Annotated in this window: 17 protein-coding genes; 9 read left to right on the forward strand and 8 right to left on the reverse strand. The window is 45.1% G+C overall.

The annotated features are described in order from the left end of the window. The first annotated feature begins 77 nt into the window (after positions 1-77). The 4 genes from WCV65_RS03390 to WCV65_RS03405 all read left to right on the forward strand — a co-directional run bounded on the left by WCV65_RS03390 (position 78) and on the right by WCV65_RS03405 (position 4823). Positions 78-938: an MBL fold metallo-hydrolase gene (locus WCV65_RS03390; RefSeq protein ID WP_338780063.1), complete on the forward strand. Its 861-nt coding sequence runs from the start codon at positions 78-80 to the stop codon at positions 936-938. A gap of 328 nt (positions 939-1266) precedes the next feature. Beyond that, positions 1267-2802: a fumarate hydratase gene (locus WCV65_RS03395; protein ID WP_338780064.1), complete on the forward strand. Its 1536-nt coding sequence runs from the start codon at positions 1267-1269 to the stop codon at positions 2800-2802. A gap of 260 nt (positions 2803-3062) precedes the next feature. Continuing rightward, positions 3063-3869 (forward strand): pentapeptide repeat-containing protein, encoded by an 807-nt coding sequence (locus WCV65_RS03400; protein WP_338780066.1) that lies wholly within the window; start codon positions 3063-3065, stop codon positions 3867-3869. 303 nt (positions 3870-4172) lie between these two features. Continuing rightward, on the forward strand, positions 4173-4823 hold the full coding sequence (locus WCV65_RS03405; RefSeq protein ID WP_338780068.1) for a GNAT family N-acetyltransferase: 651 nt from the start codon (positions 4173-4175) through the stop codon (positions 4821-4823). Between the two features lie 18 nt (positions 4824-4841). Here WCV65_RS03405 and WCV65_RS03410 read toward each other — a convergent pair whose 3' ends face one another. Beyond that, complete coding sequence (locus tag WCV65_RS03410; RefSeq protein ID WP_035407180.1) at positions 4842-5141, reverse strand: hypothetical protein; 300 nt, start codon at positions 5139-5141, stop codon at positions 4842-4844. 157 nt (positions 5142-5298) lie between these two features. Between WCV65_RS03410 and pdaA the strand changes: the two genes are divergently transcribed. Together pdaA and WCV65_RS03420 are read left to right on the forward strand one after the other, a co-directional pair. Then, positions 5299-6078: a delta-lactam-biosynthetic de-N-acetylase gene (gene pdaA, locus WCV65_RS03415; RefSeq protein ID WP_338780072.1), complete on the forward strand. Its 780-nt coding sequence runs from the start codon at positions 5299-5301 to the stop codon at positions 6076-6078. A gap of 114 nt (positions 6079-6192) precedes the next feature. After that, positions 6193-7053, forward strand: coding sequence for a PPK2 family polyphosphate kinase (locus WCV65_RS03420; RefSeq protein ID WP_338780075.1), 861 nt, complete (start codon positions 6193-6195; stop codon positions 7051-7053). Between the two features lie 69 nt (positions 7054-7122). On the opposite strand, the gene WCV65_RS03425 is transcribed toward WCV65_RS03420, so the two are convergent. From WCV65_RS03425 to WCV65_RS03440, 4 genes are all read right to left on the reverse strand, one after another. After that, positions 7123-7608, reverse strand: a complete 486-nt coding sequence (locus WCV65_RS03425) for a DUF2716 domain-containing protein (RefSeq protein WP_338780077.1) — start codon at positions 7606-7608, stop codon at positions 7123-7125. A gap of 51 nt (positions 7609-7659) precedes the next feature. Beyond that, positions 7660-8211, reverse strand: coding sequence for a GNAT family N-acetyltransferase (locus tag WCV65_RS03430; protein WP_338780079.1), 552 nt, complete (start codon positions 8209-8211; stop codon positions 7660-7662). Continuing rightward, positions 8208-9050 (reverse strand): DUF1835 domain-containing protein, encoded by an 843-nt coding sequence (locus tag WCV65_RS03435; RefSeq protein WP_338780081.1) that lies wholly within the window; start codon positions 9048-9050, stop codon positions 8208-8210. Before WCV65_RS03435 ends, WCV65_RS03430 begins: the two co-directional genes overlap by 4 nt. Before the next feature lie 109 nt (positions 9051-9159). Next, the gene (locus WCV65_RS03440; protein ID WP_035407167.1) at positions 9160-9714 is read right to left on the reverse strand and encodes a helix-turn-helix domain-containing protein; all 555 of its coding nucleotides are present in this window, start codon (positions 9712-9714) and stop codon (positions 9160-9162) included. A gap of 116 nt (positions 9715-9830) precedes the next feature. On the opposite strand from WCV65_RS03440, the gene WCV65_RS03445 reads away from it, so the two are divergent. After that, positions 9831-10412, forward strand: a complete 582-nt coding sequence (locus WCV65_RS03445; protein WP_338780083.1) for a LysE family transporter — start codon at positions 9831-9833, stop codon at positions 10410-10412. A 768-nt stretch (positions 10413-11180) separates the two neighbouring features. On the opposite strand, the gene WCV65_RS03450 is transcribed toward WCV65_RS03445, so the two are convergent. Next, complete coding sequence (locus WCV65_RS03450) at positions 11181-11834, reverse strand: hypothetical protein (protein WP_338780085.1); 654 nt, start codon at positions 11832-11834, stop codon at positions 11181-11183. 199 nt (positions 11835-12033) lie between these two features. Then, on the reverse strand, positions 12034-12279 hold the full coding sequence (locus WCV65_RS03455; RefSeq protein ID WP_338780087.1) for a hypothetical protein: 246 nt from the start codon (positions 12277-12279) through the stop codon (positions 12034-12036). 456 nt (positions 12280-12735) lie between these two features. Here WCV65_RS03455 and WCV65_RS03460 point away from each other — a divergent pair, with 456 nt between their 5' ends. Both WCV65_RS03460 and rlmD read left to right on the forward strand, forming a co-directional pair. After that, positions 12736-13620: a DNA-3-methyladenine glycosylase gene (locus tag WCV65_RS03460; RefSeq protein WP_338780089.1), complete on the forward strand. Its 885-nt coding sequence runs from the start codon at positions 12736-12738 to the stop codon at positions 13618-13620. A 1-nt stretch (position 13621) separates the two neighbouring features. After that, on the forward strand, positions 13622-15046 hold the full coding sequence (gene rlmD, locus WCV65_RS03465) for a 23S rRNA (uracil(1939)-C(5))-methyltransferase RlmD (protein WP_338782141.1): 1425 nt from the start codon (positions 13622-13624) through the stop codon (positions 15044-15046). Positions 15047-15405: 359 nt separating this feature from the next. Here the strand turns inward: rlmD and WCV65_RS03470 are convergent, their stop codons facing one another. Then, positions 15406-16479 carry a hypothetical protein gene (locus WCV65_RS03470; protein ID WP_338780091.1) on the reverse strand — a complete coding sequence of 358 codons (1074 nt, stop codon included), beginning with the start codon at positions 16477-16479 and terminating at the stop codon, positions 15406-15408. Positions 16480-16526: the final 47 nt, after the last annotated feature.

Below are 16526 nucleotides of genomic sequence, written 5' to 3' on the forward strand. Positions count from 1 at the left end.
CTCTTTGTTTCCTATAAATTAACACCTCTTGTATGATATATATAAATAAAAGAGTGAGATTGACAGGGGGCAAAAAAATGAAAATCGAATTCCTTGGCACAGGCGGGGCGATGACGATCCCGAGGCCTCTATGCCGGTGCGCGGTTTGTGAGGAAGCAAGAGAGATTGGCGTTCCTTACAGCCGTTCCGGTCCGAGTCTTTTTATACACGGGCTCAATCTGCTATTCGATACGCCGGAAGATATTTATTTTCAGATTAACCGGTCCTCCATTCAATCGATTGATGGGGTGTTTTATTCCCATTGGCATCCGGATCATGTGATGGGGAGACGGATTTTAGAATCACTGAATGCGGATTGGAAAAATCACCCCTCAAGCCACACGAAAACAAAGGTGTATTTGCCGAAGCAGGTAGCCGTGGATTTTCAGCGCTTCCTTGGCAGCGGGGATCACTTTGCCTTTTTCGAACAGCAGGGATTTGTGGATCTTCGTGAATTAAAAGACGGCGATTCAGTGTGGGTGAAGGACACGATCATTACACCGTTCCGGCTGGCAGAAGACTATGTGTATGCCTTTTTACTCGAGAATTCCGAGCAAAAAGTCGTCATCGCCATGGATGAAACGAATAACTGGAAACCGGGACCAGAGGTAAAGGGAGCGGACCTTGCCATCTTGCCGGCGGGTATTTTCGAGACGCATCCGCTGACAGGAGAAAGACTGATTGCAGCCGATCATCCTCTATTAAAAGAAGAATGTACGTTTACAGAAACCATCGGAATTATTAAAGCACTTGGGGCTAAAAAAACCATGCTGACCCATATAGAAGAAATCAGCGGCCTGAGCCATGACGATCTGAAAGAGGTTGAAAAATTACTGGCGGCAGAGGGATTGAATGTGGAATTTGCATACGACACCCTCATCGTTTATACGGATCATTAATAATAGAAAGTAGGAATCATTTTGAGTGATCTATTTGAGCTTGTTACGGATTTGTTGAACTAGTAATCGATTTTTTCCCAACGAAGAAAAATAGGGAGTTTAAAAGAAAATTCAAAGAACTGAAAAACAGCTTTAGAGATTACATTTTGAAACTTGATATGAAGCTTATTCATGTGGATGATGATTATATCAGGAAGACAAAAACCGAACTTGATCAGCTTTTGAAACGGGAGCGGCTATGAATCATGTATCCCCTTACAATTACAAAAATGAAGGAGTATAATAAATTTAGAGATTACCATACATAAGCACAAAGGGGAGAGTACGGTTGGAGAAATTTTATGAGAGCATGGTTGAGCTGATTGTGGAAACATCCACACGCCTTCCAAGGGATGTAAGAAGAGCGATTCAAAAAGCAAAATTAGGTGAAAACGCAGGGACGCGCGCCGCGATGTCGCTCGACACCATTACCGATAATATCGCGATGGCGGACGAAAATGTATCACCGATCTGCCAGGATACAGGCCTTCCAACCTTTAAATTGAAGGTGCCGGTTGGCGCGAACCAGATCAAAATGAAGGAAGCCATCAAGCGGGCGATTGCCGAGGCGACGAAGACGGGGAAGCTCCGTCCGAACTCTGTTGACTCTTTGACAGGCGGCAATACCGGCGACAACCTTGGCGACGGGACACCGGTCATCAAGTTCGAGCAGTGGGAGAATGATTACATTGACGCGCGCCTCATCCTGAAAGGCGGCGGCTGTGAGAACAAAAACATTCAGTACAGCCTGCCTTGCGAGCTGGACGGGCTAGGACGTGCGGGACGCGACCTGGACGGAATCCGCAAGTGTGTGATGCACTCGGTTTACCAGGCTCAAGGCCAGGGCTGCAGTGCCGGATTTATCGGCGTCGGCATCGGAGGCGACCGGACGAGCGGGTATGAGCTTGCGAAGGAGCAGCTGTTCCGGAGCAATGAGGACGTCAATCCGATTCCGGAACTCCGCGAGCTGGAAGAGTATGTACTGGAAAACGCCAACAAGCTTGGGATCGGCACGATGGGCTTCGGCGGCGAAACGACGCTGCTTGGGTGTAAGGCCGGCGCCATCAACCGCATTCCGGCGAGCTTCTTCGTTTCCGTTGCATACAACTGCTGGGCCTTCAGACGCCTTGGCATGAAAATCAATCCTGAGACCGGCGAGGTTCAGGAATGGCTGTACCAGGATGGCGAAGAAATCGATTTTGCCAAAGAGGTAGCAGCCGCTGCTGAAGAAATCATTCCGGCTGAAGAAATTATACTGGAAGCACCAATTACGGAAGAAAAAATCCGTTCCCTTAAAGTGGGCGACGTCGTGAAAATCACCGGCATGATGTACACAGGCCGTGACGCGATTCACAAGTACCTGTCTGAAAACGATGCGCCAATCGATTTGAACGGGCAGATCATCTACCACTGCGGACCGGTTATGCTGAAGGATGAAAACGAGCAATGGCACGTGAAGGCAGCGGGTCCGACAACAAGTATTCGTGAGGAGCCTTACCAGGGTGACATTATGAAACGCTTCGGCATCCGCGCCGTCATCGGAAAAGGCGGTATGGGCGCCAAAACGCTGAAGGCACTTGAAGAGCACGGCGGCGTCTACCTGAACGCCATTGGCGGCGCAGCCCAGTATTACGCAGACTGCATCAAATCAGTCGAAGGCGTCGACCTCATGCAATTCGGAATCCCGGAAGCAATGTGGCATCTGAAGGTACAGGACTTCAAAGCCGTTGTTACAATGGATTCCCACGGAAACAGCCTTCATAAAGATGTAGAACAGAGCTCGCTTGAGCGATTGGCGCAGTTTAAGGAGCCGGTTTTTAAATAAAACTGGGTCTGTCGGGTCTGTCTGTATTCCGAAATACGGTTATCGAGCAGGATATCAACGAAAATTTTGAGATATCGACGAAATTTTTATTATATCGACGATTTTTCCAGAATATCGACGAAAATTTCAATATATCACCGAAAATCACGATATATCGATTTTTCGCAGAATTCGACATAGACCACCCATCTCATATCATGAACCAAAGGCAAGGATGCAGACGCATTCTTGCCTTTTATACAAGAAAGGAAGCGAAAAACGTGTCAGCGAAACCACCCTTTCAGGTGCAGGCAGACTGTGAAAACTGCTTCGGCCTATGCTGTGTGGCATTGCCCTATGCAAAGTCAGCTGATTTTCCAATCGATAAGGATAGCGGAACCCCATGCCGTAACCTGCAGTATGATTACCGCTGCGGAATCCATCAGGCCTTAAGAGAAAAAGGGTTCAAGGGCTGTACCGTTTACGAATGCTTCGGGGCCGGCCAAAAGGTCTCTCAAGTTACCTACGCCGGAAAAGACTGGCGCAATCATCCGGATACGGCGAAGGAAATGTTTGAGGTGTTTCCGATCATGCAGCAGCTGCATGAAATGCTAGCGTACCTGCATGAAGCCCTCAACCGAAAAGAAACCGAACCAATCTTTAAGGATCTCCAGACGGTTCTCGAACAGACGGAAGCTCTCACCGGACTCAATCCCGAATCACTCATCAGCCTCAATGTGCCCGCGCACCGGTGCATCGTAAATGAACTCCTTATACGCACAAGTGAACTTGTCCGGAAAAACACAGCTCCTAAAAAAGCGAAGAAACTCGATTATATCGGGGCGAAGTTAAAGGGAGCCAACCTAAGGGGAGCCAGCTTAAGAGGGGCCCTGCTCATTGCCGCCAATCTCCGGAACGCCGACATGAGACTGGCGGACGTGATTGGAGCCGACTTGCGGGATGCCGATTTGAGCGGGGCGGATTTGAGAGGGAGTATTTTTCTTACACAGGTACAGGTGAACTCGGCAAGGGGAGACCGGGAGACGAAGCTGCCGGATGGGTTGAAAAAGCCTGCTCACTGGACGTAAGACCCTTTCCTTTGTTTCCTTTTCGCCTGAATACCATTTATATAACTGGACTCCAATAAAGCTGGGCTGCCAAATTTAATTACTATTTTGGTGTAGGGAATTATTAGGGCATATCTTTGCAAATGTAGTAAACTAAAACCGAAAGGGGCTGTCACAATGGAAGCGATTTTGATAGTAATCGGTGAACTTGTCGGCGCCATTGCCACTGCGTTTTCTGCAGGAAAGCTGTCTGAAGAAGAATAAAGTTTTGGCAGGAAAAGGCCTGAAACCGGGGCCTTTTTTCAATTTTGATAGAGGTGAAAAATGACAGTAACATGGAAAGAAATCACGTTACATAACCAAGAGGCCTTCAAGGAAGCGATGGCAATCTATGATCAGGCCTTTCCGATTGATGTCCGCGAGCCGCATGATGTGTTTCAAAAAAGCCTCCGCACCGGTTCGTACCGGTTTCTGGTTGGGATGGAGGGAGAGGAGGTCCTTTCTTTTGCCACCGGGCATTATTTAAAAGAAGTGAATGCCGGGTTCATTGTCTACCTTCTTGCGAATCCCCTTGTCCGAAGCCGGGGAATAGGTGGCCAAACCTTGCTTAAACTGGAGGAATGGCTTGAAGAGGATGCACGTTCAGCGGGACATGATTCCATAGAGGCAATTATTTTGGAGACGGAGAAACCGGAGCTGGTTCATACAGAAGAAGAGAAAGCGGATTGTGTGAAAAGGTTCCGGTTTTTTAACAGGCATGGATACAGGGAAGCGGAAGGCGTTCATTATGTACAGCCGCCCCTTTTTGAAGGGCAGATTCCAGTGCCGCTAAGCTTGTTCGTTAAAAGTTATCAGCAAACTGCCCCCTCCAGAGAACGAATTGCAGAATACGTCCAGGCGATGTACCGTGACAAATATAGCCTTGCCAACGGAGTGGATCAAGCGATTTTGACTGATTTGCTCGCTAAAATATAAAAAAAGCAAGCATGCCGCTTAAGCATCCTTGCCGGTTCTTTCTTTTGGTTTTAAAAACGATAGCCACATGACGGCTGCACTGAGGAGCACAACCTGAGTGAGATCCCAGAAGGTTGATGTCCTTTTGACAATAGAGGCGGCGTCAAGGATTGGGATGAGAGCTAAATATAGACCGATGTAGGAGACAGGAATTGCGTTTGTCCATTCTGTTTCATGCCGTTTGGAATACAGACGATATCCTGCCATCATCAGAAGGAAACCAGTAATTCCGCATGCCGCAAGTAAAGGAATCGGAAGGTCAAAATGAAGATTCACCATGCTGCACCTCGCTTTTAATTTTGCTCCATCTTCGTTTTTTCCTTTTCTCCTTTATTTTATGCAGAAGAAAGGACAACATTTATGTTTTTTTATGTAAATGTTCTGAAGCTTGTTTGCACATCCTATAGAACAAAGCGTTCGAAAAGGAGTGTTCAGGATGGAAAAAAGATTGTGGGGTGCGGTGTTTGTGTTTATGCTTCTATTCCCAAACGCTGCCCAGGCCGTCTCCAATGCACCGATTAACTGGGGCTTTGCGAAAAGTAAAGACCATGAGCCGGCACAAATCGGAAAAGAGCGGGAGCAACTGCTGGAAAAATACAATTCCTTCTACCTTGGAAATCCGAAAAAAAAAGATATTTACCTGACTTTTGATAACGGATATGAAAACGGGTATACGCCAAAGGTGCTTGACGTTCTGAAAAAGCATCACGTTCCGGCGACCTTCTTTGTGACCGGACATTATTTGGAAGACCAGCCGGATTTGGTTCAGCGCATGGCAAAAGAAGGTCATATTGTCGGCAATCATTCCTGGTTCCACCCGGATCTAACGGCTGTCGGAGATGCCCGTCTGAAAGCGGAACTGGATAACGTCAGCAAGCGCGTGAAAAAGCTGACCGGCCAGGATGCCCATTATCTTCGCCCGCCAAGAGGTGTTTTCAGTGAACGAGTGCTGTCACTTGCCAATGACTATGGCTATCAAACCGTTTTCTGGTCGCTCGCCTACGTGGACTGGAAAACCGATGCCCAGCGCGGCTGGCGCTATGCCTATGACAACATGATGAACCAGATTCATCCGGGAGCGATCATGCTGCTGCATACGGTATCAAAGGACAATGCGGACGCACTGGAGCAAGCTGTTATTGATTTGAAAAAGCAAGGGTACCGTTTCCGGAGCCTGGATGATTTGATGATGGAAAAGTTGGATCTGCCGCTGTAGCTAAAGGATCAAAGGAATTTCATTGTGAGATTCCTTTTTTGTTTGTCCATCCCTAATCCCGGGTAAAACGAGGTAATTAGCGGAGTTTCGTGTTCAAAGAACCAGGAGGGGCCAATGAACGTTAACGATTATAAAATAGAAGGAAAAAAAGAAATCAAACTTAAAGATTATCCAACATCCGAAGACCATGGGTTCAGTCAAGAGGAGCTTCTTAATCATCACATTCCCGAAAGTGTCAGCAAGCTGAAAGACCTCCACTGGAGGCTCCATGCAGATGAGAAAAAAGGAATCGTTGTTGTGTTGCAGGCGATGGATGCAGCGGGGAAGGATGAGGCAATCAGCTACATCTTTTCGAATTTGAATGCACAGGGTTTGAAAACAACCTCATTTCAAAAACCGTCTGATACAGAACGCAATCATGACTATCTGTGGCGGATTCGCGAAGGACTTCCCGAAAGAGGACAGGTTGGCATTCTGAATCGCTCCCATTACGAAGATGTCATTGCACCAAGAGTGCACGATTTGCTGGAGGAGGGAACGATTCCGGATGATAAGGACGAGCATGAAGTCTGGGAGATGCGCTACCGGCAGATCAATGACTTCGAACGGTACCTGGTGGAGAACGGATTTGAAGTGGTTAAATTCTTCTTTAATATGTCTAAAGGTGAGCAGAAAAACAGACTGCTTGAGCGGATGAAGAACCCGAAAAAGAACTGGGAGTTCTCCTTCAGTGATGTAGAAGAGCGGGAGCACTGGGACAGCTACCAGCACATTTTTGAAGACATGCTCAACAACACTTCGACTGAATATGCACCATGGCATATCCTTCCGGCAGATGATGAGTGGTATTCACGCTACATCATTACGAAAACCATGATCGAATGCCTTGAGAAAATCGATCCGCAATTTCCGGAAATCTCAGAGGAAAATCGGAAGAAGCTGAATGAGTACATTGAGAAGCTGGAGAATGAGTAAAAGGGGGAACGAAGTCCGTTCTCCCTTTTTCTATGGCTCTGTATACATGTACATGGCAAAGTATTAGCCCTATATTAAAATCTTACGAAACATTCTAGGCTTGTGCTTATCAAAAGCATTGATTAATTCTTTACCAAATACTGTTATACTTTTTTCCCATGGATGCCCTAAATAGCCCCACTTAAAATCCTTCTGAATAAAGAAATAGTAATCACCATTCGGAAAGATTGGTATTGCCCACTCTCCAAATTCATCTTTTTCGAATTCTAAGTGTGGATTTACCCAATAACAATCGTGTTGCCAATCGAGTGCCATTATATATTCGTTCTCTAATGTATTCTCTTTCAATACATCTAACAATTTTTCTTCAAGATCATCATAGAGAGCTAAGTCTGCTGAATCCCCAAAAAAATCAGAGATATCATAGGTTATAAAAGGATGAGGCATTTTAAACGATGGGAAATCCGAAATACTTGGTTTAAATTTAAGATCTTTATCTATCCTGTCCCATGCCTGGTTATAATCTTTGTCGGAAAAAGGAATCCAGTTCTTCATTCAATCCCTGCCTTTCCCTATGGTTGCAAAATTTGTTCATATTAGATCGGTTTAATGAAGAAAATGACTTTTCTTGAGTACATAGTGACTATCCTTCGCGCTCTCCAAAACAATCGAACGAAGAAATTGAAAACCGCTTTTCTCAATCACCCGATTTGAGGCAGGATTGTTCTCAAGTGCAATGGCATTCAGGATATCCGCGTTTTTTTCTTCAAACAAATAGCGGCACAGTCTTTTTACAGCAAGCGTCGCATAACCGCGTCCAGTGAATTCTTCGGAAACTGCATACATCACTTCCCGGTTAGGTGCAGGCAGTTCGTCTTTTATCCCGGAGCAGCACCAGCCAATAAAGCGTCCGCTTTCTTTATGGATGATTCCTAGCTTCAGATGCCCGTCTGCTGCATCTTCAGCCGATAAAAATTCTTTGTTCGCCGGGATTTCGTAGTTTGTCACCCAATCCAACCGCTGTTCCATAGTGGATTTCCAGTCGGGAAGGAAGGAGGCGACTTCCGGTTCGTTTGAGATCCGATAGATGTCAGCCGCATCTTCTATGGAAAATTCGCGGAGAAGTATTTCTCCCAAGTCTAAAGTAAAGGTTGTCATTTTGAATTCCCCGTATTCATTTTTACATCATAAAACATTCCAGATTTCCTCATTTCCAATTGACCGACCTTAATAAGTTGACGGATCCGGTATTCCGGATATTCGTCCCCGATATATTCTTTCAGGTGACCAACGACCTCTCCAATGGCTCTCATTAAGATTATAAAATCTGATTTCTGCTCGCGCTGGCTTTGCTGAATGCATTCCAGGATAAAATCATCAAAGTAGTACGCATCTACACTTCGAACTGAGTCGTTTTCCCAAATTCTCAGGACCTTCTGTGTCGCGGATATTTTTCCCCACTCGTTTTCGAGCCGTTCTTTTTCCTTCGAATGAAGCACTTCGGAACCCGTATGTTCTGTATAAATCCTGGCTAGCTGCTCCGGATCCAATTCCCCCATCTTCCGTGGAAATCGCTCCAGATCATCATGGACAAAAATCTCATGATATCCAGCAGTGGTGTTGATCACCTTTATTTCATTCCCCTTATCCTTAAGCAGCTGCAAAGCGAACCGCAGCCCGGTTTGCTCATGAGCATTATCGCCGGTCCAAATCACGACGGTCCTATCATCCGGAATGGCGCGGATATCCAGAACAGCTTGCCGCACTTGGTTTTCCATCTCAGGAAGATCCTCCGGGAAAAGAAACCAAAGGTGGTCTTTCATCCATTGATAGCGGTTTTTCAGTCCGCTTTCTTCATCTAGTTTCCAAACGGGTCCGATGGAAAAGGTATCAGGAAGGGATATAAGGTCTTCCTGCAAATTTAGGTTAGATAGCGCCATTCGCAGGCTTCCCTGTGCAGCCTGACTGAAGACGATGTGGATCGTTTGCTGGTTCATAATCCGGCCTCTTTTCAATAATCTACCTTTCATTTTAACTTGAACAAGGGTTGAAATGGGGGTTTTTTACATAAAAAAGCAGCCGCCCTACGGAACGACTGCTTGTCACTTATTCCGGATAATAAATCACCATGCTGAGCCTTACCGGTTTGTCCCCGGAATTATGATAGCTGTGGGGGCCGTCGGCTTTGAAGCGAATGGAATCTCCGGCATTAATGGTATGCTCCTGCTGTTTAATCATGATCGTTAACTCTCCATCAAATACCGTAACGAATTCTTCAGTGCCCGGATTGTGGGATTCAGAATCCAAATAGCCTTCCGGATCGATTTCAACCCGATACACCTCAAAGCGCCGTTCATCATCAAAAGGGAAGTAGGGAAAAATCCGGTACCGTCCGTTATCGATGGAAAGCATGTTCACACTGCTTTTCGTCACCACTTCTGTATCTGGCTGGGGTTCATGAATTAAAGAAGAAAACGAAACCTTCAAGCCGTTTGCGATCTTCCAAACCGTTGTGATCGTAGGGCTCGATCCGCCCCGTTCAATCTGGCCGATCATCGTTTTACTGACACCGGTTAGCTCTGCAACACGTTCCAGGCTGAGTTTTTTCTGCTCCCGAATCGTCTTTAAATTTTTAGCAAGGACTAAATTTAACTCCTCCACAAAAACACTCCTAAATAATGATGTACAATATAACGACCGTAATGTACAATATAACTTAAATCGTTATATAGACCGTTTTAGTCATTTTAACACACATCTAGAGGGAGATGAAGATTTTGTCAGTGGTTTCTTTTTTGGTTTTTGCGTTTGTTACATCCTTTACCCCGGGTCCCAATAATATTATGGCCATGGCATTCGCCAATCAATATGGATTTAAAAGGACTCTGAAATTCTGTCTCGGAGTCGGAGTCGGCTGCTTTTTAATCTTAATCGGCTGCAGCTCGTTCAACATGCTGCTCGGTACATACCTGCCAAAAGTAGAATTCTTCATGACGATTCTTGGAGCATCCTACATGCTGTATCTCGCTTTTAGAATCCTGAAAAGCAAACCGGACGGCAAGAGTGACTCAGGAGATAAAAACATTTCGTTTTCAGCCGGCATGATGCTTCAGTTCATCAACCCGAAGCTGATTCTTTATGGAATTACAGCGATTTCAACATTTGTGCTTCCATATTACTCGTCTCCATCAAGCTTCTTCATGTTCTCCCTGTTCCTTGCATTTGTCGGATTTGCGGCAACGATTTGCTGGGCATTTTTCGGAGCACTGTTCCAGAAGTTCCTGCGTCAATACCGGACACAATTTAATGTACTGATGGCTTTGCTGCTTGTTTATAGTGCGGCAAGCATATTGTTTTAGGAAAAAGGCCTGGGTTGGGTCTTTTTTTGTTGGGATTAGTGGCGCTGCACTGACCCCCGCTCTGCTAAAGCACTAAACCTCCGTCCCCATCCCATCCTATCCCATACAGGACAAGAGAAAGCGACGGTCTTCCTCTGACCCCCGATGCGGTGAAGGGATGAGGGTCAGTGCATTGCACTGACCCTCACTCTGCTAAAGCGCTAAACCTCCGTCCCCGCACCATCCAACCCCATAATGTACAATCGAAAACGGCGGTCGTCCTCTGGCCCCCATTGCGGTGAAGGAATGAGGGTCAGTGCAAAGGAATAGTGTGGCGGATATTTTCTGATTGTATCCCCAAAAAAGACCCTTCCTCAAAGAGAAAAGGGTCTTAAACTCATAAATAGTATTCCTTTAATTCCTGCTGCATCAATCTGTCTTTGACTTAACAGCAGATTTTGGAATGTTGTAGTGCTTTTCATATTTACACATCGTACAAGAGCAGTTTAATTTGGCCTTGGATAATTTGCCGGGGTGTTTCAGGTAAGGATGAACGGGTTCATTCCTATCAGACGAGCCCCAAACGTCTTTCATAATCATAAGCTTACGGTTTACGGACCGCCTTCTTTGGTGACGGTAATACGAGCGTGATCGATTTTTCATAATTGAAAACCTCCCTAGAGTAGCGTACCTCCTGCAGGGGTCCTCATAGGGAATGTTATAGCCCCTGCAGGCAGGTACTTGAGGTTTTCAATTGGATAATTCCATTTCTCATTGGGGGTCCTCCATTTATCTTATACTTAGAAGTTTCACATCCCCGGCAGTATTAATCAAGAGATTAATATGATTGCATTTGTGTGCGAAATACTTTAATGCAATGGATTTTTTTAAAGAAGAATCGTGCTTCCAGCCATACGGATAAAGCAGAATAGTTGGAGACCATGGAGAGTGGGATTTTAAAAAAGTAAAGACTTCGTCAAACTCCGAATCTTCAAGGGGTTCAAGCTGAGAAATATCCAGCTCATAGCCTTTTGACGGGAGATGCTCTTTTGAACGATGTGTGTAAAGAGGGTGAGGGTTCCCGAGTAAATCATTTATTACTGGGTTAATCGGTGAAGACTGAATGAATGCCATAGAGTCTGGATTTGGCTGTGTAAGGATAGCCTCAATCGGCTCATATTGGTGGAACACGATTTTCCGCCCATCATGATGAGTAATAACTTCCCTAATATACCTCTGTTCAAGACTGCGGTCTTTCAGAGAGAGTGCCGTCATTCCAGGTTCGTATCGATGGAGCATAAGAAAAAATTGAGTAAGGATGGAGAACTCTTTTTCAAGCGGGATCGAGGATATATTTTTAATCCAGGTTTCTTCAAAAGGAGGGTATTCTTGACTTGCTTCTTCAATAAAGAAATCTTTTTCTAAAGGTACCAGCCAATCCATTAACAACCCATCCTTTTTAAGATAATAAATTTTCAGCAGTAATGCGGTGTGTAGTGCTGTAGACAGCTTCCATTTTACCATATGGGTTTTGCAGCAGTTAGGAGGCACCAAGGTTTAGTTTGTACTGGCCGCGATCGATGGCGATATTCAATGCGATGTTACCGGCGTCATTTTATTTGTCGTAATACTTCCTTCTCTTTTATGAGAAATAAAGAACATCGCACAGCATATACGCACATGCGGCTATGCCTATAGCGAGAATGCCGACTAAAACGGCACGTGGCTTATCGTCGCTGTGCCTATACATGTAAATACTCTGAATCAAAGTGTAAACGGAGGATACCGCCATTAATAAAATTGAATAGATACTGGCACCGTATATCATGGTCAGGAAAGACAGCGGTGCTACCAAGGCAAGAGCTGCATAGTCGATCTTTTTTTTCATCCTTCCACTCCTTTCCATTTTGTGTTCCATTCCCAAATTTGTAAATTTTGTAACTTTAAGAGGGTCGGATTGTTAGTAGAAAAATGGACTCTTCTATTAGGAGTGAGATTGTTTTGCACTGACCCCCGCTCTGCTAAAGCACTAAACCTCCGTCACCACACCATCCAATCCCATAAATGACAAAAGAAAGCGGCGTTCATCCTCTGGCCCCCGTTGCGGTGAAGGAATGGGGGTCAGTGTAATGCACTGACCCCCACTCTGATAAAGCGCTAAACCTTCGTCCCCGGACCATCCAATCCCATTCAGGACAAGAAAAAACCGCGGTCTTCCTCTGGCCCCCGTTGCGGTGAAGGGATGGGGGTCAGTGCAAAAAACACAATGCCACCCCTTTCAGCTCCAACCCCAAACTATGCTATAATACAATCACCATTTCAGGCACGAAAAGAGGGATTCCGTATGTGGCAGGAACAGGTTCAGGTAACGCCTCCTTATGATTTTGACCGGGTATTGGAAAGACTGGCGATAGATCCGCTTAATACGCTTGATCTGGATGAGCGGTATGTGAAGGTTCCGCTTCGGCTGAACGGATTTGAGCCGCATGTGATCACGGTTCAGGCGACCGGGAGCAAGCAGGCGCCGGCCTTTACGGTGTCGGGTAAAACCGGTGCGGTTAAAAGTGAGGCGCTGAAGGAAGTGCGCCGGATTTTTCAGTGGGACCGGGAGCTGTCGGCAATCGGCGAGCATTTCAAGTCAACGGCGATTGCGCAGATTTTCGAGGAGCATGAGGGGACACCGCTTGTCCTGGATTTCAGTCTGTACGGAAGCCTCATTAAATGCATCATCCATCAGCAGCTCAATATGGCGTTTGCGATGACCCTGACGATGCGGTTTGTGAAAACGTATGGGGAAGAGGTGGATGGCGTTTGGTTCCATCCCCATCCGGAGAAATCAGCGGACATCCCCGTGACAGAACTCCGGGAGCTGCAGTTCAGCGGCCGGAAAGCGGAGTATATTACGGGCATTTCCGCAATGATCGCAAGCGGAGAGCTCGATTTGAACAAGCTTCATGACCAGACAGATGAAGAGATTATGAATGAACTCATTAAAATAAAAGGCATCGGACCGTGGACGGTACAGAATATCCTTCTGTTCGGACTCGGACGGCCGAATTTGTTCCCGATTGCAGACATCGGCATTCAAAATGCCCTGAAGCAGCATTTCAATCTGGACGCAAAGCCGACTAAGGAAGACATGCTGACCTACAGCAAAGAGTGGGAGCCATACTTGAGCTACGCCTCCCTGTATTTATGGCGGAGCATTGAAAAAAGAACGGAGCGTTAACATGAGCAGCCAGCAAAAGAATAAACAAAACCAGAAGCAAAAACCGGCCCAGCAGCCATCCAACATTCACATGGAAATGGGACAGACCTTCCCATTAACGATAAAAAGACTCGGCATCAACGGAGAGGGAGTCGGCTATTTCAAAAAGCAGGTCGTCTTCGTAGCAGGCGCATTGCCGGGGGAAGAAGTCGTGGCAAGAGTCACGAAGATCCAGCCAAAGTTCGCGGAAGCGGAAATCAAAAAGATCCGGAAGGCTTCACCGCACCGGGTAAAAGCGCCATGCCCGTACTTCGGAAAATGCGGAGGCTGCCAGCTTCAGCATCTCGACTACCAGCAGCAGCTGAGGGAAAAGCGCGACATCCTCATTCAGGCACTGGAGCGCCATACGAAATTCGATGTATCGAAACTGGACATCCGTCCAACAATTGGCATGGACAACCCTTGGGATTACCGGAACAAAAGCCAGTTCCAGGTCGGCCAGCAAAACGGAAAGCTTGTGGCCGGGCTGTACGGCCTGAACTCCCACCAGCTTGTCGCGATCGACCACTGCATGGTTCAGACACCGGCAACGGATAAGGTAGCACAAGGTGTGAAACAAATTCTCCAGGATTTCAAGGCCGAGCCATATGACGAACGGAAGCGCACCGGCGTCGTCCGGAACATCGTCACGAGGGCGGGGATCGAAACCGGAGAAGTGCAGGTCGTTTTAGTCACGGAGAAAAACAACCTGCCGAGAAAAGACCTGATCGCCGATGAAATCATGAAGCGCCATCCGGAAGTGAAGTCCGTCGTTCAAAACGTCAATCCGGGCAAAACGTCGATGATTTTCGGTGACAAGTCAACCAAGCTGAAAGGAAAAGGAACAATTGACGAGACAATGGGAGGCCTGTCCTTCGAGCTCTCGCCAAGAGCCTTCTTCCAGCTCAATCCCGAGCAGACGAAAAAACTGTACAATGAAGTGAAAACAGCAGCAGCCCTGACCGGCAAAGAAAAAATCGCCGACGCCTACTGCGGAGTCGGAACGATCGGCCTGTGGCTTGCCGACGGAGCAAAAGAAATCCGCGGCATGGACGTCATCGAAGCATCCATCGAAGACGCCAACAAAAACGCCAAAAACCACGGCATCAACGCCACCTACGTAACCGGAACCGCCGAACACTGGCTCCCCAAATGGACCAAAGAAGGCTGGAAACCAGACGTCGTCGTCGTCGATCCCCCAAGAACAGGGTGCGACCGTGCATTATTGGATACGATTAAAAAGGTAAAACCGAAGAAGTTTATCTATGTGAGCTGTAATCCGTCTACTCTTGCGAAGGATCTGGAGTATTTGGCCAAGGAGTATAAGGTGGAGTATATGCAGCCTGTGGATATGTTTCCGCAGACGGCGCATGTGGAGTGTATTTCACTGTTAGTTAGAATCAAATAACTGGGCAACTATACTTGTGATATAAATATGAATGATAAAAAGCAAATGTAAATATAGAATTTCGGTTGATAAATGGATAATAAGAATTAAACCAAACAAAAAAGTAATGAATAGCTTCACCATTCATTACTTTTTTGTTTGGTAAGCAAACGAAGTGCGGTAGCTAATCTTTATTTATCCAGTCCTATCTTCCATAGTACAATCTACGGAGGTCTCAAACCCCAACCAATCTAGTGATTACGGCCATAATACCGTACCGCTTTTTCCACCCATATACCAGCGATTATTATAGGATTTACCACTTGTTGATCTTCCACAATTGCACTCGAAAATGGAATAATTAAATGCGCATTTGACCGTTATAATTCCTTAATTTTCTCAGTAGCGGCAACTTCTTTAACCAATTTTACTGACTTACTAGATAATTTAGTATGTATTTTATTTAGCTCATTTTTTGTAAGTTTTTTTAATTTTTCTTTTCGTGCCATCGCTACTTTTTCTTCAAGGATTAGTAATATAGATTCTTTAAGAGTATCATAATGCAAATTACATTCTTTTTCACTTAGCCGATGAACACCTTTACTTAAGATAGAGTAAATAAAGGGATTTATTTCTGCCATGTAAGTAGGAGCATAACCCTTTTCGTGTAATATTTTTACTTTATCTTCAGTACTAGCATCATTGAATACTTGAACATCTATATCATTTGCCAGTTTGGCTTGTTCAAATTGTTCAAGAATTAATTTTTCGAAAATCCTACGCAAATAAAGAAAGGCTCCGACACCCATATTATGTGTTTTTAAAATTTCTGCATTGGTTAATTCTTTAGTTACACTCTTGTCTTTTAGAACTTGCCTATATTCTTTTAGAGAATTATCAAAATCTAGAATTGAAGGATATTGTCCAACCTTTATTAGATAATTATCCTCAGTCAATTGAAATATTACATATAATTTATGTTTATCTTTTGAAGTACATTCTAAATTTATTTTCAGAACCTTATTTTCGTCAAATAGTTGCTCTGTAAATTCTTCAAATCTCTTAATGGAAACCTTCGCTGCCTCTTCATCATATTCCTCAAATTCATCTGACATGCTGAACATATACGAATAAGTTGTAAGTAATGATTCTGAAAGTTCATTTTCTAATTTATAACCCTTGTGAATGATTTGAAGTTTTCTTTTACAAAAAGGGCAATAGTAATAGAAATTTTTTTCCTGTGTGGCTAAGATTTTTAGGTATCTAACGTCTTTATTCTCTAAAAAATGTATGTGGCGAACGATATTGGGTGTATCATCTTCGTTGTAGTCTAGAATCTCCATATCTTCTGTTGTTTCAGCAGATGTATTAATTTTCACTTTGGTATACAAAGGAAAGTCAAACAAAAGGTAAGGACATTTTTCAGCGAAATCACTTAACCGTTCATATTGCATATAAACACCGCCAAATTTATATTAAGTAAGCTAATTTTACCATATAG

Origin of the sequence: Metabacillus sp. FJAT-52054, assembly GCF_037201815.1 — a bacterium.
GTDB classification, from domain to species: Bacteria; Bacillota; Bacilli; order Bacillales; family Bacillaceae; genus Metabacillus_B; species Metabacillus_B sediminis.

What these genes read in the sequence shown, in the direction of transcription:
- WCV65_RS03390 (WP_338780063.1), top strand. Translation starts at nt 78, where the DNA reads ATGAAAATCGAATTCCTTGGCACAGGCGGGGCGATGACGATCCCGAGG.
- WCV65_RS03405 (WP_338780068.1), top strand. Translation starts at nt 4,173, where the DNA reads ATGACAGTAACATGGAAAGAAATCACGTTACATAACCAAGAGGCCTTC.
- WCV65_RS03410 (WP_035407180.1), bottom strand. Translation starts at nt 5,141, where the DNA reads ATGGTGAATCTTCATTTTGACCTTCCGATTCCTTTACTTGCGGCATGC.
- pdaA (WP_338780072.1), top strand. Translation starts at nt 5,299, where the DNA reads ATGGAAAAAAGATTGTGGGGTGCGGTGTTTGTGTTTATGCTTCTATTC.
- WCV65_RS03420 (WP_338780075.1), top strand. Translation starts at nt 6,193, where the DNA reads ATGAACGTTAACGATTATAAAATAGAAGGAAAAAAAGAAATCAAACTT.
- WCV65_RS03425 (WP_338780077.1), bottom strand. Translation starts at nt 7,608, where the DNA reads ATGAAGAACTGGATTCCTTTTTCCGACAAAGATTATAACCAGGCATGG.
- WCV65_RS03430 (WP_338780079.1), bottom strand. Translation starts at nt 8,211, where the DNA reads ATGACAACCTTTACTTTAGACTTGGGAGAAATACTTCTCCGCGAATTT.
- WCV65_RS03435 (WP_338780081.1), bottom strand. Translation starts at nt 9,050, where the DNA reads ATGAACCAGCAAACGATCCACATCGTCTTCAGTCAGGCTGCACAGGGA.
- WCV65_RS03450 (WP_338780085.1), bottom strand. Translation starts at nt 11,834, where the DNA reads ATGGATTGGCTGGTACCTTTAGAAAAAGATTTCTTTATTGAAGAAGCA.
- WCV65_RS03455 (WP_338780087.1), bottom strand. Translation starts at nt 12,279, where the DNA reads ATGAAAAAAAAGATCGACTATGCAGCTCTTGCCTTGGTAGCACCGCTG.
- WCV65_RS03460 (WP_338780089.1), top strand. Translation starts at nt 12,736, where the DNA reads ATGTGGCAGGAACAGGTTCAGGTAACGCCTCCTTATGATTTTGACCGG.
- rlmD (WP_338782141.1), top strand. Translation starts at nt 13,622, where the DNA reads ATGAGCAGCCAGCAAAAGAATAAACAAAACCAGAAGCAAAAACCGGCC.
- WCV65_RS03470 (WP_338780091.1), bottom strand. Translation starts at nt 16,479, where the DNA reads ATGCAATATGAACGGTTAAGTGATTTCGCTGAAAAATGTCCTTACCTT.